We start from the raw sequence: 21,475 nt of genomic DNA, 5'->3' as shown, positions 1-21,475 counted from the left end.
CAGAGGACGCAGAGAGGAGAAAGGAAGAGAGGGAAGATTTAAAGATATTGCTGTAAGATGTTGGCGGTTGCTTTTCCGGTTTTGTGCCAGCTAAATTGAGAGGATCTGGCTAAACTCGCAGTTTTTAAGTTCGATCGCACTTTTGAATCGGTGGCTACTGTTTGCATGGCTTCGGCTATTTCTCCGACGCTGTAAGGATTGACTAATAAGGCGGCGTCTCCGGCTACTTCTGGCATCGATGACAAGTTGGATGTGATGACGGGTGTGCCGCAAGCCATTGCTTCTAAAATTGGTAAGCCGAATCCTTCCCAAAGTGTAGGGAAAACTAGGGCGATCGCCTGATTCATCAGTATGGGCAATTTAGAATAGGGAACGTAACCGAGAAACTTTACCAAAGATTGTAAACCTAATTTTTCAACTTGTGCTGTCAACTGCGGCGTGTAGGCATTGGGAGGCCCAGCTAGCCACAATTCGTAATTTGCGCGATCGGGCAAACTCGCAAATGCAGCAATCAATCTTTCCAAGTTTTTGTAAGGATCGTGTCTGCCGGTATAAAGAAAATAATTTTTGGCGGGCAAGTCGAGATATCTAAAATTAATATTATCGCAAGCTAGGGGAATTGCGGTCATTTTCTGACGCGGAATCTGGAAAAAGTTAGCAACATCTGCCGCCGTTGCTTGAGAATCGCAAATAATGTGTTCTGCTTGCCGCAAAACCTGCGGTATGTAGTAGCGGAAATAAGCTGTTAAACGAGAAAACCGTCGGGGAAATCGCAAAGGAATTAAATCGTGAACTGTGACGATGTAGCGGCAGCCAGAATACAAAGGTGCTTCGGGAATTGGGGAAAACATCAGGGTGGACTGCAATTTTTGGTAAATTTTTGGTAACTCAAACTGAGTCCACAGCAGCCTGTTAATTTGTCCTTTCGGGCCGCGATTCGGTGTTAGAGTGTCGGGGATTTGATAGCAAGTATAATTTTCAATTTGCTGGGAAACAAGTAATGTGGGTTCTAGCTGTTGCAGTTGCGGGAAAAGATTAGCGGCGTAAGTCCCGATTCCCGTGGGTTCGGGTGTTAAGAAGGACAAATTGATTAACAGTGAATTAGACATGATTTTAGATATCCGGCGACTGGAAGTCGCAACTACACATACAAAGTCCGCCTGCGCGGACTGAAGAAAACGGTAATAAAATCGACTTTGATATTAGTCCTCTGCAAGAGGACTTTAGCTTTTGGCTAGGGGTTTTAAGCCCTGGTGGACTATTTAATTAGCCTTTAAGTTCGATCGAGCATTTGAGCTATATCGGCAGGATTTGGCAGCCGAATTGTAGCATACTCTTGGTGAAGAATCTCAAAAAAACTCTTGACTTTTTTATCGAAACGTGCGCGTCTAAAGTTCTGACTGCGTTGCTGTGCACCAGCTTGAAATTCTGCTAGCAAATCGGGATTAACAATTAGTTGATGTGAATGCTGGCACAGTTCCTCAACGGTATTGAACAAAAAGCCCGATCGCCCATGTTCGACAATTTCCGGTTGGCCGCCGCCGTTGAAAACAATCGGAGCACAACAGTTTTGCATTGCTTCTACAGTTGCCATCCCGAAATGCTCAAGTCTTTGAGGATTGACTTCACCCAAACCGCAGCCGTGCCAAAAGATGCTCGCTCTAGCATAAAGTGATTTTACATCATCAAAGTCAGCATTGACTTTTAGCTCGATCGCCCTTGAATCTTGCTTCAATAAATTCTGAACCGTCTTTAAATAAGGATTTTTCGGAATGCTACTTCCGGCTAAAATGAGCCGCCATCCTTGAAATTCTTCGGGATAATCTCCTAACAAACTGCGGAAAGCTTTAATTAGTTCAATTTGCTTTTTTGTGCCCCCAGCTTCAAACTGTCCCACCGCCAAAATTATTTTTTCTTTCGGCACTTTAACTGTTGCCATTTCCACGGGCGGATAAAGCATAAAAGTTGGCTGTAGGTTCCAGCGTTTCTCCAACCACTTAACAGTAAATTGACTGTTGGCAATAATGAAAGTGTAGTCATCGACAGCAAAGTGACAGTTGCGGAAGGTATTGGGAAAGTGGCAGAAAAATATTGAGATCGGCGACAGTGGTTTGACTTTTTCCAGTTGGTTCGCGTTGATAAAAATATCGTAGTTTTTGCTTTCTCTGGCAATTTCATCAAAGGGATTTTCCATATCTTCCACGATGATGCTGGAATCGATGCACTGCATTCCGCGTTTCTCGTAAAACGCCAAGGGAAGAATTTTAATTTTGCATCCTGAAAGGTTGAGTCCGTACCACGATTCTAAGTCGGAAATAGCAACTGGTTTGTTGGCGATAAAAGTAATGTCAAATTCATTTTGTAGCAGCGAGGCGATGGTAGCGACGTATTTTTGACCGCCACCAATAAAATGCAGTCCGTGATCGTAAATGGCGATCGACATTTTGCGATCGCCCCGAACCACCTGCAATCGAGACAAAATGCGATCGATCTTCCTCCGACTGTAAATCACCGCCAACTTTTCCGACAACTGTGGCAATACAGTTTCAATGATTTCTGGTTTCTGATAATCAAGCAGCTTTTTAATCGCTACAAATAAACTCTCGAACAGCAAATCGTACTGCTTGTTAGTAAAAAAATCCGAAGTATGAATTCCTTTGACTAACTGCAACGGTTCATGTTTTGCCAAATACAAAAACCGATTGCGATTGCAGAAATACTCGGTAAGTTTGCTTCCTTTACTCGAACCACGATATTCGTGATGGGCGATTGCTGCGGGAGTATAAAGCATTTTCCAACCGCGTTTGTGGCAGCGTTTGGCAAACTCTACATCTTCAAAGTACATGACAAAATCTTCATCTATCGGCCCCACATCTTCGAGACATTCCCTGCGAAAAAGCACCGCCGCCCAACAAAGCCCTTCGACTTCCCGTTCTGTATCGTAATGTCCCGAATCTTTTTCGCCAAAACCGACATCTTGCCAATAAAAATTAGGTAATTGCTGAATACCTGCGCTGTTAATTCGCCCGTCTTTAAACAGCAATTTGCCGCTAGTCGCACCTACTTCTTTATTAGTTTCTAGCCGTTTTACAAGAATCTCTAACCAGTGACTGTCAAGGGTAGCATCGTTATTTAGAAAGGCGATATATTTCCCTTTTGCTTCGCTGATGCCGAGGTTGAGGGCTTTAGCAAAGTTGTTGGCGGAGTTGACAAAAATGCGAACTTTTGGAAATAGTTCGCGCAGGGAAGTAACGGAATCGTCTTGAGAACAATTATCAATTACAATTAAATCTAGTTGCTGTTCGGGATACGCAAGTTTTTGTAGAGATTTTAAGCAATCTTTCGTGTGGCGCAGACCGTTATAGTTGACTATAATTAACGAGCATATGGGCAGTGTGGTCATCTTTGATGCTTTATTGTTGTCGAGCGAGCAATTCAGCGGTAATCTTCTCTAAAATAGCAGTATGTTGCTGCTGCACTGCTTTAATTTGCTCTATTTCAGACTGAAAAGCTGCGATCGCATTTTGTTGAGTCTCAAGCTGTGCTGTAACTTCGGGAGATGCGCTGCTGAATTCGGATTGAATTTTTTTCTCTAGAGTTTGTTGATTTTCTTGCAATTTTTGCAATTGAATGCTCAATGTTTGAACGACGCGGGTATTCGCAAAATTGTAAATTACTTGTCGTTCGAGTACGGGTCTGAGCAATTTTCGGACTATTTTTCTAACTGCAATTACTGCGGAACCCAGCCGTCTTTGGTAAGAGGTGATGGGGATGTTATAAATGTCGAAACCGGTCTTTAAAAGGGCGATGTCTTCGTCATCTTCATCTCGGGCGATCGCACTATTTTCGGTTCCCAACAACGGCGGCTCAGCAATACCAATTCGCGGCTCCAAAGTTTGCCGCAATCTATCTATTATCTTTTGAGTTGGTATTTCTTCGTAGTGCAAACTTTCCTCTCCTTTAGATAACTTACTATGACTTATTATGGAACAGGCATATTTGCTGTTTCACTCATTGTAACTAATGGTGAACAGCCATCTTTGCTGTGTGAATAATTGTAAGTAATTGTGCACAGGCAAGATGCCTGCTCAAGGGCGGGCAGGATGCCCACCCCACAAGAAAATTCATCTCTTGTTAAATCAGGATTATTGCTTCCGATATTGGCAATATCTCAATTTAAGCTAACTCAATTTGACTGTCATCACCAATCAGAAACCGCAGAGCTTTTGGACGAGCCGGCGCAATGGTTAGTTGAGCTCGCTGCCCGATCACGCTGTCAACAATTCGTTGGTGAATGCCAAGTATTTTCGCCCCTTGCAATATTACACTGTGTTCGATATCAGCATCAATCATCGTCACGCGATCGGCAATACTGCTGTAAGGCCCGATAAAGCAATTTTCAATGCGGCAATTTTCCCCAATTACCACTGGCCCGCGAATTGTAGAATTAATGACCTCCGTTCCTTCCCCTATTTGCACTCGCCCGATAATTTGACTTTTGGCGTCTACTTTTAATTCAGTTGAAGCTACGATACGGCTATCTAAAATGATTTGGTTTGCACTCAGCAAATCGTCTTTTTTCCCCGTATCCAGCCACCAACCCTCTAAATTGCAGGCTTCTACGTGTTTTTCCTGATTGATGAGCTGTTGAATGGCATCGGTAATTTCGAGTTCGCCCCGGGGCGAAGGTTGAATTTGATCGATCGCCTCGTGAATAGTAGGAGCAAAAAAGTAAATCCCCACCAGTGCTAAATTCGATGGCGGGACTTGGGGTTTTTCTACTAACTCCAAAACTCTTCCTTTCTCATCAACTTTTGCCACACCGAAAGCAGAGGGATTGGGAACTGGACGCAGCAAAATCAGAGCGTCTAGTTTTTGCGTGTTAAAAATCTCTAAAAACGGATCTAGCTGATTTTCAATTAAGTTATCTCCCAAATACATAATAAACGGAGAATCGCCCAAAAACGGTCTGGCAATTTTCACCGCGTGAGCGAGTCCCGCCGGCTTTTCTTGCAAGATATAAGTAATTTTTGCACCGAAGCGAGATCCATCTCCTGTTTTCGTCTTCACCTCTTCTCCGGTTTCAGGACTAATAATAATCCCAATATCCGTAATCCCAGCCGCCACAATTCCTTCAATTCCGTACCACAGTATCGGCTTATTTGCTACAGGAACCAACTGCTTAGCACCCGTATAGGTGAGGGGACGCAAGCGTGTTCCTTTGCCGCCAGAGAGGATGAGTGCTTTCATTGGGTGAACTCTGAGTTATCCTTTAGGGTTTGCGGTGCTGGCTCGATTTGCCTGCACTTGTTCGCTCTCGTTGATTTTAAACCACCGCTACCCCGCTGGCAATAGTTGTAGTGTCTTATGATACAAATGATTTATGCCGATCGAGCTTTTATAGTCCGGGACGCATAGAGTGTCAGAAACTTGGTTTTTTGCCGAATAAAGCACCTAAAAGCTGAGGTTTTTTGTCAATAAACGCGGTTTCTCAAGGTTGCGAGTGCGCCAGTCCAGATTTAATTGCGTCCCGTTTTAATAGCGGCCGTATCGGGCGATAAATTGACTACCACTATTGTTTTGATTTGTCAACCAAGCCCACATCTGATCCCCCAGAGAAAAATGCCACCATTCGTTAGGATGCTGCTGAAAACCCGCAGCTATCATCGCATTTTTTAAGATTTGCCTGTGACGGTGATATTGCTGTTCTGGTTCGCGATCTCTATTACCAAAATAATCCGGATAAGAACGTTCTGATATTTCATCAATCGGAGAACCCATATTAATTTGCCGATTATTTTCATCCACTAAAGTTATATCTAAAGCTGCACCTGTACTGTGAGGAGGAGGCGTCGCGCGATCGAGGCTCGGTACGGCCCAAAATTGATATACGTGTTCTATAATTACTTGGCGTTTGTCTTCGGAAACCGGAAATTCGCAGCCTTGAGCTAGGGCAATTTGATTGAAAGTATAATCCACCATAAATTGCTGGACTTCCACGGGTCGATAAGCGTCAAATATCAGAATTTTCCAATTTTGATAATTTTGCTGTAGCTCAGTTTGAGCGGCGATTAAACTATCTACCACTCCTTGCCGCAAATAGTAAGGCGAATCTGCTTTGCTGTTGTGATAGGGAGCACCCAACTTTTGATAAGGGTGTGGAATTTCAAAGGCAAAATGTTCTGGTGGAATAGGGACTAAAGGTTCGCCGCATTCGTCGATTGCTATTTGCTGATATGCTTTCATAATTAGATAGATTGCCTTACTTCATTACACTGCATTCTCGGGAGGGATGTTGGGAGTCTGCTTTAATTTTTTCAATAACTGGTGCAACATAAAATATATGGCGACACCGCTGACGGTGAAGCTTAATTTATACATAACTGAGGAGTGATTGGCGATGTTATTGGCATTAATCACAAACGTATATCCCGAAACATAACCGTCCCAAAGGCGTACTTTCCCGGTAGAATCGTTGGGATAGGGATTGTAAGTCCCCACAAGAGAAATTGCGATCGACATACAGGCAATAACTACAAAAAACTTTTTCAGCAACCGCGAGCTTCTAACTTGGTTTATAACGTGACTTAAGGGCAAGCACAATATAAACATAGGAGCGACAAACCACCTGACGCCGTAGGAATAGCCGCCATATCCAACTGTGCGGAAGGTATAGATTAGCATGAAAGCTACAGACGCCAGAATACCGTACAGGTAGGGAGTTTTATACGGCAATCTTCTTTGTCTCAAAACTGCCATAACACCAATAACTGAGAAGCCCAAAAGAGGAGTATGCGAGAACAATCCTCGATTGCCTAAAAACAAGGTAAAGGCATATTTCAGCGTCCCTAAAAAGCTCTTCTGTGTCGCCAGTCCTGACAGATTTTCCTTGCTAAAAAGAGATCCCGGGTACTCCCACAGCGCGGCATTCATTGCGGGCGGGACTATACTGCCCGAAAGATATATATTTAAGCCGAAATAAGTTACTAATAAAGGAATACATGATAGGAGAAATACAGAAGCAGCCTTGATTGATTTGGTTGTAAAAAAAACTAGATAAAAAGGAATAAATAAAAAGCACGTGATGTCAATATTCCCCGCAATTGATACCAAAATACCGCAAAGGATAACATTTCGGATGTCGTTAATTTCAAATTTTAATAAGTAATATAAACTGACTATCAGACATACTGCAGCGAGGCTATGATTGTTAAAAGTAAGTGAATAAGGCAAAATCAAAGTTCCCGTTGCAGCCAAAAATGTTGTTAAATTCGCCCACCCTTCCTCTATCTCAAATATTTCTATCAAAATTTTGTGAAAATAAACTAAACCTATACAAGAGAGGATTCCCACAGTTGTCAAGGTCACGACATAATAAGTTAATCCCAAATTATTCGACAAATCAATACCGCAGAGGTTTCTTAATAAAAAATAAACTGCCGCTCCCATAAGTGCTGGCAGCGGCGGTTTATCCGAATAGAAGTGGTTGTTGTAAAAATACTTGTCGATGGTAAATAATTTGGAGTCTCCCAATTGAGAGTTATCCAGCGTAAAAGTTTGATATTCCACCAAAGATTTAATAGTGGCTATTCTAGAAGCATCAGCAACAGATTGGATATCGGCTTTCGTCAGCAGAGCCAGCAAAAGAAAATACATTAAAAAAACTCTGACATTCTTGTCGCGTGGGATCGGCTTTAATCGTTCTAAAAATTGCATCGCTTTTATGGGGTTGAATATATATAATAGTGACGCGACCCCCTGGTGGCAACCACAAAATGTCAAGATAGTTTACGTTTTGTAGGGCAGGCAAGATGCTTGCCCTATTCACAGTTGGGTTGGGGTCGATCGACAGCGAAACCTCAACCTCCTATTACTAACTTTGGCGGTAAGCAACTACCGCATAAAACGGGTCGCCGCTTGCTATTCGCAGCATTTGCATAAAACTCGGCAAGTTAGGCTTGCGAACAATTACTTCCGGCTTGCTAAATCCGGGTATATTCGCTCCTTTGACAGAATCAAAGTAACCCTTGACTAATTCTACCCGATCGCCCTCGGAACCTTCCCGCCAAGCCGCGATCGCCTTTTGATAAAACATCCGGTTGGAAAAACTCATAATTGCTACGCCCCCCGGCTTCAAAATCCGGTGAATCTCGGCAAAAACCGCATCCGGCTGCTGCAAATACTGTACCGAAACGCAGTTGACAACCGCGTCAAATTCTGCATCCGGCAGTGGCAATTTGGGATTTGCGTTCAAATTTTGCACGAAATAATGATTCAGCCTGCGATTTTTGGCCAACTCCTCTTCATTCATGCCGTGCCCTTCGACATGGGCAAATTGCATCTCGTCGGGCAAGTGAGAAACCCAACTGCTCATCATATCAAAAATCCGAGTATTCGGTTTCAGCCGTTCCCGATATAATCCGGTGAGTTGCTCAATGAATCCATCGTCTACGTGAGTCACAAACCGGGGAGCGGAATAGAACAAATTGTCGTCGGTGTCGTCTAACTTGGTGCGTTGGTCGGGTGGAAGCAACATAAATTCTGATTGCAAACTAGATTTACTCTTTCTAGTTTAAGAACAATAAGAATTGTTAACATATCCGGCAGAAGGCGGATTCCCGGTTTTAGCGTAGCAGTCGATCGCCAAAAAACCTGCTGGCACCCTTTGGGCTGACCGCTTTTCACTGGCTGGTACTGTGCTGCTTGTGGCCAGAAGACGGTTTGCCGACTTCCAGCATTGGCGACAAACTGCAACACGTAGGCGGGACGTTGACAGGCGCGATCGATCGCATGGAAGAAAGAGGCCTAGTCCGCCGAGAGAGAGACAGTCGCGATGGCCGCATTTGGCGCCTTTGGCTGACAGACTCCGGCAGGGAACTGCAAGACGTATTGCCCCCGCTGGTAGCTGAAATCCGATATCGAGCTGTCGAGGGGATTTCACAAGGCCGATCGAGAACTCTTTTGCCCACTGATTGATGGGGCGATCGTCAATCTTTCCTAAACCGACAAATCAATCTTTATTAGTAAAGCGCAGCAGCATCTACCTCCACTACATTACAAATAACCGCAAAATACTACGCACTCTAAAAAAAAGCAGTGCAACTTTCCTATACGAATAGCACCGCACGCCGGACAAATCGGCTACAAATCCGTTGAAGTCTGGCAACGGGGGCGGTCGCGAACTCCGTTAATGGCGATCGTAAGTAACGATTTGTGGGTAGTTGCTAACTTCAAATAAACGCAACTGGCAAACATGAAACCAGGCCAAAAAGTAGAAATCAAATTAGATGCTTTTGGTGGTCGCAAGTTTGAAGGTCATCTCGATAGTTTCTCCCCTGCTTCTGGCGCTCAATTCTCCTTATTGCCTCCCGATAATGCTACGGGCAATTTCACCAAAGTTGTGCAGCGGATTCCGGTAAAAGTTGTGTTTGATGCCGAAAGCATTAAAGGCTATGAATCGCGAATTGCACCGGGGATGTCTGCTACGGTAAATGTTGAACTGAAATAACGGAAGAACACGGATGAATTTAGAAGTCTGGGATTTGATTTTTTGTGAATAGGAGAGGAAATCCCCGACTTCTGGGATTTTGAAAAGTTTGAAAAGTCTGGGATTTGATTTTTTTCCGTTAAGGGCGATCGCCCTTGCAATATCATCTTGGAAAGTTAGGGATATGGTAGTGAAAACGCAACCGAAATCTCCTTCACCAGCTAGTCAAATTTAAAGCGTGTTTGGAAACTTCAAGGGTAAAGATTATTTACGGCCAGACAAATCAAAATAGTGCCAAAGTATATCTCTTCTCGGATCTGGATGCAGATAACTACCCGTCCTCCTTTCCCTTGTTTCCGTAGAAACTGTTTTACTAGCCACAAGGCTAATGGCATACCACTGCCCATCCACCTTGAAAAGATTTAATTTACCTTGTGGTATTTCATACCAAGCTATTGCTGAAATAGGCCTTCCGTCTACTATTACTGAAATGCTTCCCCCAGGATAACCTCCGCGTGACATGAGATTTTTGTGTAGCTCGCAATTAGTAAAGTCAAGGCTTAGTAAATAACATATTTTTTCAAAGGTTTCATGACTAAGAATATAATTTCTTTCAACTGGCATTTGCAGTAGGATAGCTTCTCCTCCTTTTAACTCACCCCAAGCTATAGCTTTAACTTCCTTACTATATCCTTCACCACCCAATGTTTGTGCATAGACTGTAACTGTAGAACCCGGGCTTCCATATCCACACTTGGCATTAGCGATTCGACTACCTTCTAAGTAGTAATGCATTAATCCTTTGATAGTCATTCTCTCTGGCGAGGATGACCTGTCAAATTCCAGCGTCAATGTTCCAAGATAATCGCCCTGCCGAGGAGTAGCTGAAGCTTGCATATTAACTATTGATACCAATTGAGCAGGCAGTGCATCTACATCTTGCTCAAAACGATTTTGAAGAGGAACTGGAATCGTAACCGTTTGTTGTTCTTGCCAGTTTTTATTAAGCGAGCTAAGAAAATCCTTTGGAAAAGACCAATAGAAACTGCAAGTTTGAAGATCAACTACAACTAAAAATGTTGGGTTTGGCTGGATTAACCAATAATTAAGAGTCGTTACAGCAATAGAAAATCGAAGTGAATCGCCTTTGATTTCAGACTCTTCTGTACCTTTGCATTGAACGTTAAATAACTTTCCAGTTGGGTACTCTTCTTGAATAAGCTCACAAATGAAATCAATCCCCATATCCCGATCTTGTGGAACAGGAATAACATTACAAAAATTAGTGAAAACAGAATTTAGAAGGTCAGCAGCACTTCCACCAATTCTCTGAGAGTTTGTACGTCTAGGTAACTTTGTCATTACGGTAATGGAGCTTTTTTCACAATCTTAACTAAACCGCTATCTAAGGCGAAAGCAAATATGAATACAAATACTTTAAGTAGAAGATGGTTTTGTCTGTCTAACTAATAATTAGATCGCAGTTTCGGTATAATATAATACTTAATATAATACAAAAATACCGCGACTTCACTCTTACTCTCATTACATCTCAACTGTGAAAAATTTTATTGCCAAGAAAACAACTATATGGTATACTAGAAGATTGTGAATATTAATCAAAAGTAAAGTAACAAGCCGGGAGAAATCAAAATGACACAGCAAACCCTGCACGGAACCAGCCGCAAAAGAAAAAGAACATCGGGTTTTCGCGCCAGAATGCGTACCGCAACCGGTCGATTGGTAATCAAAGCTCGTCGCAGCAAAGGTCGCCACCGCCTCGCGGTCTAGCACTGCATCAAGGTTGAGAGGCCTCAACGATCGCCCTACGCCATGTTGCCCGAGACAAACCGACTTAAGCACCGAAAAGACTTCAGCGCCGTATACCGCAAGGGAATGCGCCGTAACTCGGCCCATTTCAGCTTAAGAGCTCTGCGTAAACCAAAAAGCGCCGAATTTGCCAAACCGACAGCCGAAAAATCCTTGCAGCCAACTCGCACAGGCATTTCCATCAGCCTGAAAGTCAGCAAACGCGCTGTAGTCCGCAACCGGATTAAGCGTCAGATTCGGGCAGCTTTGCGACAGCTATTGCCCCGATTAAGGTTCGGGTGGGATTTAGTAATTGTCGTGCGTCCGATCGCACAAGAGTGCAATTATGCAGAAATTCTGCAAGAATTAGAGCAGTTGTTGGTAGAAGCCGAGGTACTAGATGGGAATTCGAGAGGAAGTATATTATGAAGGCGGCCCCGCGCCGGGAGACTTGATCCTCAATTTACTCCTGGGGCTGACAGTCGTCGGAATCCCCCTAGCAGTAGGAGGAATTGTCCGGGCTCTGTGGCTGCGGTATCGGATCACGAGCCGCCGAGTGTCCGTAACTAGCGGTTGGATGGGGGGCGATCGCACAGACGTTATCTACTCAGATATAGTCAAAATCGTCACAGTACCTCGCGGTTTCGGGACTTACGGAGACATGGTGCTCACCATGAAAAATGGCAGCCGCTTGGAACTCAGAGCTATGCCGAAATTTCGAGCAATGTATGACTACATTAACGAAAAACTGCCCGTAGCCGCTCAAAAAGCAAACGCGGCCCAAGCTAAATAACCGAACCGCTTCGCCCTCAAATCAGGGTAAAGTGAGTGCGAGTATTGGCAAACTCATTACAACAAACCCGCAGACTGGGCGGTCGATCGACGGGCAATGTCCTAAGATAGAGACAAAACCCTAAAAATTGAGGCGGCTCGCCTTCAGCGGGTAAAAATAGTTCTCAACAGCAAACATAGAGCACCTAAATTAACTCAAAGCGAATGGATTTCGGTATCTCGTTTCTCTCCAACAACCTCATGCTCCCGATCCTAGATTTTTTCTACGGGATCGTGCCAAGCTACGGTTTAGCGATCGTAGCTCTGACGCTTGTGATTCGCTTTGCTCTTTATCCTCTCAATGCAGGCTCTCTTCGCAATATGCGGCGCATGAAAGTAGCGCAGCCATTGATGAAAGAGCGAGTAGATCAAATTCAAAAACTCTATAAAGAAAATCCTGCAAAACAGCAGGAGGAAATGAGCAAAGTATACAAAGAATTTGGTAATCCTCTAGCAGGATGCTTCCCCTTGGTGCTGCAAATGCCAGTGCTGTTTGCACTGTTTGCAACGCTCAGGGGTTCGCCGTTTTCTGACATAAATTACACCGTCAACGTTCAAGTTTTGCCCAAAGAACAAATCGAAACTGTTCAACCGCAAGCTTTTGCTACACCGCCACAGAATATTTACGTCACAGGTACTATTCATGCTCCTGTGGTGGGCGTAATTCCAGGCGGCGACAAACTCGCAGTCGGCGAAACAACCAAGATTAATTTTCAAACCCCAGAGGGCAAACCTCTCAAAGTTTTAGCTGCAGAAAATAAGAGCGAAATCGACTTTGAACCCGGCTGGAAAGTCATCAAAGGCGAAGAAGTGGTCAAGGTAGATGAACAGGGCAACATCACCGCCTTAGCGCCCGGTGAAGCCACAGTTCAAGGCACAATCCCCGGATTGGCTACTAACAAAGGATTCCTGTTTATTGAAGCTCTAGGCCGCGTTGGCGCGATCGACTCAGACGGTACACTCCACTGGGATATTTTGGTAATGATCCTGGGCTTCGGCATCAGTTTGTACATCAACCAAACCCTTTCAGGACAAGCACAAGGATCAAACGACAACCCCCAACAGGCTACAGTTAACAAACTGACGCCAGTGATATTTTCAGGGATGTTTTTGTTCTTCCCGCTGCCCGCCGGCGTGTTGATGTATATGCTGATTGCTAACATCTTCCAGACAGTTCAAGCGTTTATTTTGTCGCGAGAACCGCTGCCGGAAAACCTGCAAAAAATAGTAGACGAAGCAGAGGCGAAAACCAAAAAAGATCAGGGATTAGATGCCCTTCCCTTTGAGCCAAAGCGTGCCAAGAAAAAGGCTTGATTTTAACAACAATGAAAGACTCTCAAATGCAGCGCGGACAGGCATGGTTAGAAGAATTGCTACAACTGTCCGCAATTCCTTCAAAAGTGGTATGCGAACAACAAAAAGATTGCTATTGGATGACAATAGATGAAAGCAATCTGACTCGAGAACAAGTTGCAATCTTAGTCGGACCAAACGGTAATGTAATAGATGCCATTCAATACCTCTGTAACACGGTTCAGAATATAGGTCAGGAAGTAGAGGAGTCAATTCCTTATACAGTTGAACTAAATGGCTATCGCATCCGCCGCCAAGAGGAATTGCGCTCGATGGCAGAGTACGCAGCAGATCAAGCCCGATCGACGGGAGTTGAAGTTGAAATAAAATCGCTGTCTTCGGCAGAACGCCGTCAAGTCCACAGCTTTTTGAGCGAATGTGAGGACATAGAAACTTACAGTCAAGGGCAAGAACCCGATCGGCGTTTGGTAGTGCGGCTGCGCTGACGCTAAAGAAGGAAGAAGGAAGGAAGAAGGAAGAAGGAAGAAGTTAAAAATTAACTATTCCTTTTGACCTTTGAATTCAAGAAGTAGGAAGGTAAAAGATTATGGAGACAATTTATATCCCTCATCTACTCACAAAAACTGAGCGGAAAGAGGTCATTGATTTTGAAGAATTTATCCCCGATTTAGAAACTCTTACTCCGGTGCGGGGGCGACTGCAAGTGGCTCACCAAGGGAATTATCTTGAGGTGAAGGCGAAAGCAGAAACAATAGTTACTCTCACGTGCCACAGATGCTTGAAACAATACAATCACCGTTTGAAACTCCAATCATCTGAACTAATCTGGCTGGAAGAAAAACCGAATCAGCCTGATTCAACTTCAGGAGAATTTGAAGTTGATTTTGAAGATTTGGTGGAAAATTTGTCCCCTGCCGGCTATTTCTCTCCCAGCGATTGGGTGTACGAGCAAATGTGTTTGGAACTGCCGCACAAGCAGCTATGCGATGCTGAATGTCCGGGAATAGATTTAAATGAGGCAGAAGAGACAGAAATCTCAGAAGCTGTATCGGACAGTCGCTGGGCATCTCTGAAGTCACTTAAACAACAATTGCCTTAGTCGAGTCATTAGTCAGCAGTCATTAGTCAGCAGTCATTAGCTAATATCAAGTCGGGTTAAACGATCGTAAATACCTGTAGAGGCGGGTTTAGCTAAAGAGCAAAGTTGTCAGAGCTTCGTTCTGGGTCATGTCCTGGGTGAGTTCTGTCAACGTAAAACTGGGGTTAACCGCGTTGACCTGAACGCCCTGACCTCCCAATTCCATTGCAAGCGATCGCGTGAAGTTGGTAACTGCACCTTTCGCTGCTGTGTAAAAAATTTGGTTCCAATCTCCTCCCAATCCTGAAACGGAAGAAACATTGACGCTCGATTTCTTTCTCTCTTTGAAGGTTGATTGAAACATCAGCAGGGGATAATTTTCTGTTCCTTTAGTTGCCCAATCAGCTTCAGAATTTCTTCACCAGTGTCCAGATTCATCTCGTGGAAGCCGAAGCGGCGTGCCTTGTTCACGTCGAAGAACGCATCGACTTCGACCTTGAAGATGAAGTCGCCAAACTGCCAGTTGGCTAGAGCATTCAGCGCGTTGGGTTGAAGACCGTACTTTTTCACCATCGCGTCCCACACCAGACCTTTGTCGCGCATCGCTTCAGTTAACGAAAAGGTCTGTGGCTCTACACAGTCGATGCCAAAGGCTGCGGCAATTTTTGGGAAAACCTGGCTCCAACGGAATACATCGCCGTTCGTGATATTAAAGATTTCGCCATAGCACACTTCATTCAGGGCCGCCCATTCCATTGCCCTGGCAAATAGAGACGCACTCGTACCGTTGGCGAGAATGCCATAGGCTGTGGGCGTACCAGGAAAGCGTAGAGGTACGCCTAGCTCTTTGCACAGGCTCGCATAAACGGCAAGCACGTTGCCCAGGTTCATCGGATTACCCACAGCAAAACCGAAAACGATGTCGGGGCGGAGTGCTGTCCAACTCCAACGCTTGCCTTTAGAGGCATCCCGCAGGTAGTCCTCCTGGTCGTAGTAGAAGTTGGGTGGGAAGTGGCGCGGGTCAGTTTCTTTGGCGGGCGTTTTATACATCCCAAAGTGCGCCCCATAAGCTTTACCGCCTTGAATGAAACCAATATGGCGAAACCTGTCTGAGTCCCGCTCAACTGCTTCCACGATGTTGCGGAGCATACCGAGGTTGACGCTTCTCTGGTCGGTTGTATCTGCATACTCTTGATAAGCGGCGTAGAAGATGTGGGTGATGTCTGCCAGCCAGGGGGAGTAAGCGGCAATGGCATTGGGGTCGAGCAGGTCGATCGAATGAAACTCTGCTGTAGTGTCGAAAGACGGCGCACGGCGAGAAACCGCTTTGACCTGCCAGTGTTCCTGACGCTCCAGGTAGTGAATCAGATTCCGCCCAATAATCCCTTGTCCGCCGAGGACTAAAGCTGTGTGTTTTTTCATTACGTCTCCTACTGATAATGTCCGTTGCAAATTCTGACTTCGTTGCGCCTAAATACCGTCATACAAGGTCAGATCAAACGATGTCCGCCATCCACATGCAGCACAGTTCCGGTGGTGTAGCTGTTTTTCATCAGAAATAGCACTGCATCGGCTAAATCTTCTGGTTGCCCAATTCGGCGAGTCGGAAGTTTTTGAGCCAAATCGGTAAAGAAAGCCTGACGTTCGGCTTCCGGCATCCCATTCCAAGAGGGCGTTTCAACGACTCCAGGTGAAACGACGTTGACCCGAACAGGCGCGAGTTCAAGGGCAAGCGTTTGGGCAAAGGCAGCGATCGCTCCATTCGCCGTCGCAACCATTGACGCTCCGGGAGACGGTTTCCAGGCTGCCACCCCCGCAAAGAAGGTGATGGAGCCATCTTTGTTCAGGCGGGATGCCGCATGTTTGGCAACGTAGAACGCTCCTAAAATCTTGCTGTTGACGATCTTATGAGCATCAGCGCTGTCAAAATCTTGAATCGGAGCGTATGCCAGATCCGCTGCTGTGATAACTAAGTGATCGAAGGTTCCAACTTCCTCAAACAATGCAGCGATCGCATCCTCATCAGCAATGTCAGCCGGGATTGCCTGGGCATCATAACCGACCGCTTCAGCCGCACGATTGAGAGATGCGAGCGATCGCCCCACCAAAAATACCTTTGCCCCGCCTTCTGCGATTGCTTTCGCCGTTGCCAGTCCCATGCCGGAACTTGCTCCAATTACTACAGTTTTCTTGCCTTCGAGTGATGTCATGATCTTTCCTTCTTCAAATTGCTTGACTCGATCGCGCGCTCTGCGCCAGATAGCTTCTTTCGCGTCGCAATCACTAGACTTTTTGCTGCTCTGCCTCACTTTTTTCTTGCTCTGCTTTAGCAAACATCGCGTACAGTCTGGTGTAGTAGTCGGGCAGGTCATTTAGATGGGCGATCGCGATTTTCCCAGTCGCTTGCAGGTCATCGTGAGTGACATCTGTAGAGGGATCTTTCATCCCGTGTTCCAGTTCTACAAACAGTCCCAGCCGGAACTGCTCTAAGTCGTATTTTTCCCAATCAACAGATAAACTGTCACCAATGCGACGTGCTTCTTCGGAGGTGAATTCTTGATTCCGCATGATGTTTTCTCCAAACAAATTATTAATGCTTTTAGGGGGTTCAGACTTGCTGTTCCTACCTACTTTCTAAAGGTAACGAAGCAGAAACGGTGACTGTTAGGACAGAGAGGAGGATTGCTGGTACTTTTTATGGTTCAAATTGAGGAGATGATTTCAACAAATCGCGGAAGTCTCTGGGTGAAAGGCGTGTGTACTTTTTGAAGAAGCGACTGAAGTAAGAGGGGTCTTCAAAGTTGAGGTGATAAGCGATCTCGGAGATGGCAATATCTGAGTAGCGCAGCAAGCGTTTAGCTTCTAATAACAGTCGGGCGCGAATCACCTCTCCAGCAGTCTTGTTCATCGTTCGTTTGATCGTTTCATTCAGGTGATTCGCAGTGACGTGAAGCAGGTCTGCGTACTCGGCGACCGATAAAGTAGTGAGGTAGTGAACTTCAATCAGCGCCAAAAGTTTCTTAGTTAGTAAGAACCCAGCCTCAAACTGATGCAGTGTGGTGTTTGGACTGTATAGACGCTTCGCTTCGATTAGGAGGATACGCAAATAGCAGCGCAACATGGCATCCCTCTCCAGGAAGGACGCTTGGTATTCCTGCTCGATTTTGTGCACCAGGTTATGGAACGTCTCAGCTTGTTCATCATTCAACTGGATAAGTGGTGCATCGCCTAACGTATAAAACAGCGGCATCTCTGCCAGTTCGTTGGGGTCTTGTACTCCCGTTAAGAAAAACTCGCCCGTGAACGAGAGTAGATACCCCACAATCGGTTCGGCGATCGTCCAGGCATGAACCTGACCTGGGGAGAGAAAACAAAGGGTTGCAGGACGAATCTCGTAGTCGGTAAAGTCGATCGCGATCGTGCCAGACCCTTGAGTAATCCAAAATACCTCATAGTAATCGTGACGATGAGCAGAAAATACATTTCTTTTCCCCAGCGTAAAAGCTTCTTCTAAGCCTATAACCTCAAAAGCTTTTGCTGGCGTCGAAAGCGCTACATCGTGAATGGTATAAACTGGAAGGCGTTCTCTAATCACGTTTAGTAGTTTAGTAAGTATTTTGCCACCTTAAATGACTAATGACCACTGACTAATGACCACTGACTAACAACTAACCACTGACAACTGACTAATGACTATTTTTAGCGACGAGTTTGAACTACTGCTGCGATCGCGCTACCCACTAATTTACATTCCCACACGGGAAGAAGAGCGCGTAGAAGCGGCGATCGCCCAATGCGCCAAAAAACAGGGTTCTCGCGCTGTCTACATCTGGGATTTTGTTGATGGCTACCAAGGCAATCCCAACGATACCGGTTTTGGCAAGCGCAATCCGCTGCAAGCTTTGGAATTTCTAGAAAAATTGCCCGCCTCCGCGCCGGCAATTTTTATTCTGCGCGACTTTCAGCGGTTTTTGGAAGATGTCTCGATTTCCCGCAAGCTGCGGAATTTGGCGAGACTCCTCAAATCTGTACCCAAAAATATTGTCATTGTATCTCCTTTAATTTCCATCCCGGAAGACCTCAGCGAAGTGATGACTGTTTTGGAGTTTCCCCTGCCTGCGGCGACGGAAATCAAAATTGAGGTAGAAAGGCTATTAGGGGCTACCGGACAAGCTATTGAAGGGCGTTTGCTGGACGAAACAGTGCGCTCCTGTCAAGGGCTGTCGCTCGAACGAATCCGCCGAGTTTTGGCAAAGGCGATCGCCACCAGAGGCGAACTCCATCCCGACGACGCGGAACTGATTTTAGAAGAAAAGCGCCAAACAATTCGCCAAACTCAAATTCTGGATTTTTACCCAGCCCGCGAAAATATTTCCGATATCGGCGGTTTGGACAATCTCAAAGAATGGCTGCTGCGGCGCGGCGGTGCTTTTACCGAACGAGCCCGCCAATACGGTTTGCCGCATCCCAGAGGTTTGTTGTTAGTCGGAATTCAAGGAACCGGAAAATCCTTAACAGCAAAGGCGATCGCCCACCACTGGCATTTGCCTTTACTGCGGTTGGATGTCGGGCGCTTGTTTGCCGGATTAGTCGGGGAATCAGAATCCCGCACCAGGCAAATGATTCAGCTAGCGGAAGCTTTGGCCCCCTGCGTGCTGTGGATTGACGAGATTGACAAAGCTTTTGCGGGATTAGACGGTAAAGGGGATTCCGGGACAACCAGTCGGGTGTTCGGGACTTTTATTACTTGGTTGGCCGAAAAAACTTCCCCGGTGTTTGTGGTAGCAACAGCCAACAACATCCAGTCTTTGCCGCCAGAAATGCTGAGAAAAGGCAGGTTTGACGAAATATTTTTTGTCGGTTTGCCCAGCCAGGAGGAACGGCGGGCGATTTTTGAGGTACATTTGTTGCGGTTGCGATCGCACAGCATCAAAAATTACGATTTAGAGCGCTTGGCTTACGAAACTCCCGATTTTTCAGGGGCCGAAATCGAGCAAACTTTGATTGAAGCAATGCACATTGGGTTTAGCCAAAATCGAGACTTTACCACAGATGATATTTTAGAATCAGCTAGTCAGATGGTGCCTTTAGCCAGAACGGCTCAAGAACAAATCCAGTTTCTCCAAGATTGGGCCGCTGCGGGGAAAGCTCGCCTTGCTTCTAGATACGGCAGTTTGAGCCGCCGGATTCAAGGTTAAGCTTTTGAAGTCAGTAGTCAGTAGTTAGTAACCAGTTGTCAGTTGGCAGTTACCAGATTTTACTCAACATTCAGCAGTCAACACTCAACAGTCAACCTTCTTCCCTTTTCCTTCTTCCTTCTTCCCTTTTCCTTTTTCCTTCTTCCTTCTTCCTTCTTCCTTCTTCCTTCTTCCTTCTTCCTTCATTTGCGGTTTTATGAACAGTGTATATAGCGTTTTCAAATTTTTAGTGGGTTTTCTGCTCGCGATCGTCCTGATGGCAGGTGCTAGCGTGGCTGCTGCACTTTACTTTGCCGCTAAGCTAACTACTGTGCCCGAAAAACCTGTTTTTCCCAACGACAAAACAGCAGTTCAGGTTGCCGGCGCTGGGCCCAAGTCAACAGCCCAGGCTAGCCCAGTTTCTACATCTAGCGATGCCCCGTCTCCGAAACCCCTGGAACCGGGAGCTTACCGAGCTGTGGTGACTCAGCCGATCGGCTTAATTCTCCGGGATACTGGTAGCCGAGACTCGAACCGCATTGGCGGTGTTGGTTACAAGGAAAAAGTCGTAGTTTTGGAAGAGTCGCCCGACAAAGAGTGGCAGCGAATTCGGATTGAGGATGGCAATCGCGAAGGTTGGGTCAAAGGTGGCAATACTGAAAGAGTTGAGGGCGAGTAGGACTTAGACAAAATAGACAAAAAATATACTCCTGTGATTGTGAGGGCAGCGAAGCAATTGTAGTGTGCAGGTTGTTTACCAACCCTGGGTTTTTCCCTGTCTGTAGTTCCAAATAGCGAGATACATATTTATAAATAAAAGTCAAGTTAAATTTATTTACGATATTTGGGATAGCAGTTTGATGCGCTGACACTGCGGGTGCGCTCGCCCCTGCAAAATCCTGAATTTGACATAAAAGCCCAGCAGACAAAAGGTTTCAACAGCTAAAACTCAACAGAAAAACTCGAAAATACATAATCCTAACTTATGTTATTCAGGAGAGTATGTTAAGAAACTTAGCAAAATTTTAAGGTTAGTTGCAAAACCCAGGCTGTTGTCCCTGGCGCAGAGGCAAGAGTGGTAGCTTGGATTACAAGATGTAAGTTTTCAGCTTAACAGCTACCAACAATAAAAAATATGTACGACAAACGTCCCGATCGAGATTTAGCGACTGCTGCTGTTACTGCGGCTTTGGGAGCTGGGGTCGTTACCTCTTTTGCGGTGAGCAGAGGGCAAAACCCGCTGGTAGCCATCGCAATTACTGTTTTTGCAGCGGGAGTAGCTGTAATTTGCGATCGGTTCGGCTTAATTTAACTCAATTGGCGTAAGTCCCACGCTGTAATTGTACTCAATTGGGCGTTGGGATATAAGCCAAGCAAGGTCTATGAAATAATCAAAAATTTCCTGATTTCTCACAAAAAGATGGTAAGATATAAGTGGTTGCGACCCACCCACTCGGCTGCAAACAACAGGTCACAGTAGCATTAGTATGCTTACCAAGGATAACTGCGAGAGAAAAGGGGAAAAGACAAACCGCTGGTTATTGGGATACGTCAAACATGTGAAATACAATCCAAGTTTGTCATACGGAATAGTTTTTTGCCTTGGGAAACAGGGTTTCTGCGTGGGTTCCCTACGAAGGGATAAAGGCTGCAAAGCCAAAGATGCTGTGTAAGACTTGGATCGTCTTGAGTGACGAATATTCACCAATGGATATCCCCAACAGAGCAACGGCAAATAAGACACGAAGCCTACACGCTCACCGCAAGGTTAGTGTTAGG

Annotated in this window: 24 protein-coding genes; 11 read left to right on the top strand and 13 right to left on the bottom strand. The window is 45.4% G+C overall.

Going from position 1 to position 21,475, the window contains the following annotated elements; translation table 11 throughout:
- Positions 1-38 precede the first annotated feature (38 nt).
- The 7 genes from QUA71_RS05360 to QUA71_RS05330 all read right to left on the bottom strand — a co-directional run bounded on the left by QUA71_RS05360 (position 39) and on the right by QUA71_RS05330 (position 8,536).
- On the bottom strand, positions 39-1,109 hold the full coding sequence (locus tag QUA71_RS05360) for a glycosyltransferase family 1 protein (RefSeq protein ID WP_333283051.1): 1,071 nt from the start codon (positions 1,107-1,109) through the stop codon (positions 39-41).
- Positions 1,110-1,273: 164 nt separating this feature from the next.
- Positions 1,274-3,403, bottom strand: a complete 2,130-nt coding sequence (locus QUA71_RS05355) for a glycosyltransferase (protein WP_333283048.1) — start codon at positions 3,401-3,403, stop codon at positions 1,274-1,276.
- Positions 3,404-3,413: 10 nt separating this feature from the next.
- The gene (locus QUA71_RS05350; protein WP_333283045.1) at positions 3,414-3,947 is read right to left on the bottom strand and encodes a hypothetical protein; all 534 of its coding nucleotides are present in this window, start codon (positions 3,945-3,947) and stop codon (positions 3,414-3,416) included.
- A gap of 229 nt (positions 3,948-4,176) precedes the next feature.
- Complete coding sequence (locus tag QUA71_RS05345; protein ID WP_333283042.1) at positions 4,177-5,250, bottom strand: glucose-1-phosphate thymidylyltransferase; 1,074 nt, start codon at positions 5,248-5,250, stop codon at positions 4,177-4,179.
- A gap of 285 nt (positions 5,251-5,535) precedes the next feature.
- Positions 5,536-6,246: a M15 family metallopeptidase gene (locus QUA71_RS05340; protein ID WP_333283039.1), complete on the bottom strand. Its 711-nt coding sequence runs from the start codon at positions 6,244-6,246 to the stop codon at positions 5,536-5,538.
- Between the two features lie 24 nt (positions 6,247-6,270).
- Complete coding sequence (locus QUA71_RS05335; protein ID WP_333283036.1) at positions 6,271-7,656, bottom strand: hypothetical protein; 1,386 nt, start codon at positions 7,654-7,656, stop codon at positions 6,271-6,273.
- Positions 7,657-7,873: 217 nt separating this feature from the next.
- Complete coding sequence (locus tag QUA71_RS05330; RefSeq protein WP_333283033.1) at positions 7,874-8,536, bottom strand: class I SAM-dependent methyltransferase; 663 nt, start codon at positions 8,534-8,536, stop codon at positions 7,874-7,876.
- A gap of 167 nt (positions 8,537-8,703) precedes the next feature.
- Here QUA71_RS05330 and QUA71_RS05325 point away from each other — a divergent pair, with 167 nt between their 5' ends.
- Complete coding sequence (locus tag QUA71_RS05325; protein ID WP_333283030.1) at positions 8,704-8,976, top strand: MarR family transcriptional regulator; 273 nt, start codon at positions 8,704-8,706, stop codon at positions 8,974-8,976.
- A gap of 277 nt (positions 8,977-9,253) precedes the next feature.
- On the top strand, positions 9,254-9,508 hold the full coding sequence (locus QUA71_RS05320) for an HlyD family secretion protein (protein WP_445243753.1): 255 nt from the start codon (positions 9,254-9,256) through the stop codon (positions 9,506-9,508).
- A 243-nt stretch (positions 9,509-9,751) separates the two neighbouring features.
- On the opposite strand, the gene QUA71_RS05315 is transcribed toward QUA71_RS05320, so the two are convergent.
- Positions 9,752-10,849 carry a DUF4365 domain-containing protein gene (locus QUA71_RS05315; protein ID WP_333283027.1) on the bottom strand — a complete coding sequence of 366 codons (1,098 nt, stop codon included), beginning with the start codon at positions 10,847-10,849 and terminating at the stop codon, positions 9,752-9,754.
- Positions 10,850-11,140: 291 nt separating this feature from the next.
- Between QUA71_RS05315 and rpmH the strand changes: the two genes are divergently transcribed.
- The 6 genes from rpmH to QUA71_RS05285 all read left to right on the top strand — a co-directional run bounded on the left by rpmH (position 11,141) and on the right by QUA71_RS05285 (position 14,540).
- The gene (gene rpmH / locus QUA71_RS05310) at positions 11,141-11,278 is read left to right on the top strand and encodes a 50S ribosomal protein L34 (RefSeq protein ID WP_006632320.1); all 138 of its coding nucleotides are present in this window, start codon (positions 11,141-11,143) and stop codon (positions 11,276-11,278) included.
- Positions 11,279-11,320: 42 nt separating this feature from the next.
- Positions 11,321-11,725 (top strand): ribonuclease P protein component, encoded by a 405-nt coding sequence (rnpA, locus tag QUA71_RS05305; protein WP_006632319.1) that lies wholly within the window; start codon positions 11,321-11,323, stop codon positions 11,723-11,725.
- Positions 11,697-12,089 carry a PH domain-containing protein gene (locus QUA71_RS05300; RefSeq protein WP_333283022.1) on the top strand — a complete coding sequence of 131 codons (393 nt, stop codon included), beginning with the start codon at positions 11,697-11,699 and terminating at the stop codon, positions 12,087-12,089. Before rnpA ends, QUA71_RS05300 begins: the two co-directional genes overlap by 29 nt.
- Before the next feature lie 203 nt (positions 12,090-12,292).
- On the top strand, positions 12,293-13,441 hold the full coding sequence (gene yidC, locus QUA71_RS05295) for a membrane protein insertase YidC (protein ID WP_333283019.1): 1,149 nt from the start codon (positions 12,293-12,295) through the stop codon (positions 13,439-13,441).
- An 11-nt stretch (positions 13,442-13,452) separates the two neighbouring features.
- A complete protein-coding gene (locus QUA71_RS05290) occupies positions 13,453-13,926 on the top strand; it encodes a R3H domain-containing nucleic acid-binding protein (protein ID WP_333067524.1) in 474 nt (157 codons plus the stop codon).
- 101 nt (positions 13,927-14,027) lie between these two features.
- A complete protein-coding gene (locus tag QUA71_RS05285) occupies positions 14,028-14,540 on the top strand; it encodes a YceD family protein (protein WP_333283016.1) in 513 nt (170 codons plus the stop codon).
- A gap of 88 nt (positions 14,541-14,628) precedes the next feature.
- Here QUA71_RS05285 and QUA71_RS05280 read toward each other — a convergent pair whose 3' ends face one another.
- From QUA71_RS05280 to QUA71_RS05260, 5 genes are all read right to left on the bottom strand, one after another.
- Entirely contained in the window at positions 14,629-14,883 is a 255-nt protein-coding gene (locus QUA71_RS05280) for an SDR family oxidoreductase (protein WP_333283013.1), read from the bottom strand.
- The gene (locus tag QUA71_RS05275; RefSeq protein WP_333283010.1) at positions 14,883-15,941 is read right to left on the bottom strand and encodes an SDR family oxidoreductase; all 1,059 of its coding nucleotides are present in this window, start codon (positions 15,939-15,941) and stop codon (positions 14,883-14,885) included. The genes QUA71_RS05280 and QUA71_RS05275 overlap by 1 nt, the downstream gene beginning before the upstream one ends.
- A 68-nt stretch (positions 15,942-16,009) precedes the next feature.
- Positions 16,010-16,729: an SDR family oxidoreductase gene (locus tag QUA71_RS05270; protein WP_333283008.1), complete on the bottom strand. Its 720-nt coding sequence runs from the start codon at positions 16,727-16,729 to the stop codon at positions 16,010-16,012.
- Positions 16,730-16,802: 73 nt separating this feature from the next.
- Positions 16,803-17,087 carry a DUF5661 family protein gene (locus tag QUA71_RS05265; protein ID WP_333283005.1) on the bottom strand — a complete coding sequence of 95 codons (285 nt, stop codon included), beginning with the start codon at positions 17,085-17,087 and terminating at the stop codon, positions 16,803-16,805.
- Positions 17,088-17,214: 127 nt separating this feature from the next.
- Positions 17,215-18,114, bottom strand: coding sequence for a helix-turn-helix domain-containing protein (locus QUA71_RS05260; RefSeq protein WP_333283002.1), 900 nt, complete (start codon positions 18,112-18,114; stop codon positions 17,215-17,217).
- 94 nt (positions 18,115-18,208) lie between these two features.
- On the opposite strand from QUA71_RS05260, the gene QUA71_RS05255 reads away from it, so the two are divergent.
- The 3 genes from QUA71_RS05255 (at position 18,209) to QUA71_RS05245 (ending at position 21,008) form a co-directional block, all read left to right on the top strand.
- Positions 18,209-19,717, top strand: a complete 1,509-nt coding sequence (locus tag QUA71_RS05255; RefSeq protein ID WP_333283001.1) for an AAA family ATPase — start codon at positions 18,209-18,211, stop codon at positions 19,715-19,717.
- A 196-nt stretch (positions 19,718-19,913) separates the two neighbouring features.
- The gene (locus QUA71_RS05250; RefSeq protein ID WP_190656764.1) at positions 19,914-20,375 is read left to right on the top strand and encodes an SH3 domain-containing protein; all 462 of its coding nucleotides are present in this window, start codon (positions 19,914-19,916) and stop codon (positions 20,373-20,375) included.
- 456 nt (positions 20,376-20,831) lie between these two features.
- Positions 20,832-21,008, top strand: coding sequence for a hypothetical protein (locus tag QUA71_RS05245; protein WP_006632312.1), 177 nt, complete (start codon positions 20,832-20,834; stop codon positions 21,006-21,008).
- Positions 21,009-21,475: the final 467 nt, after the last annotated feature.

The organism is Microcoleus sp. MON1_C5 (genome assembly GCF_036701875.1).
GTDB lineage: Bacteria > Cyanobacteriota > Cyanobacteriia > Cyanobacteriales > Microcoleaceae > Microcoleus.
This window is presented reverse-complemented; position numbering and strand designations above follow the sequence as displayed.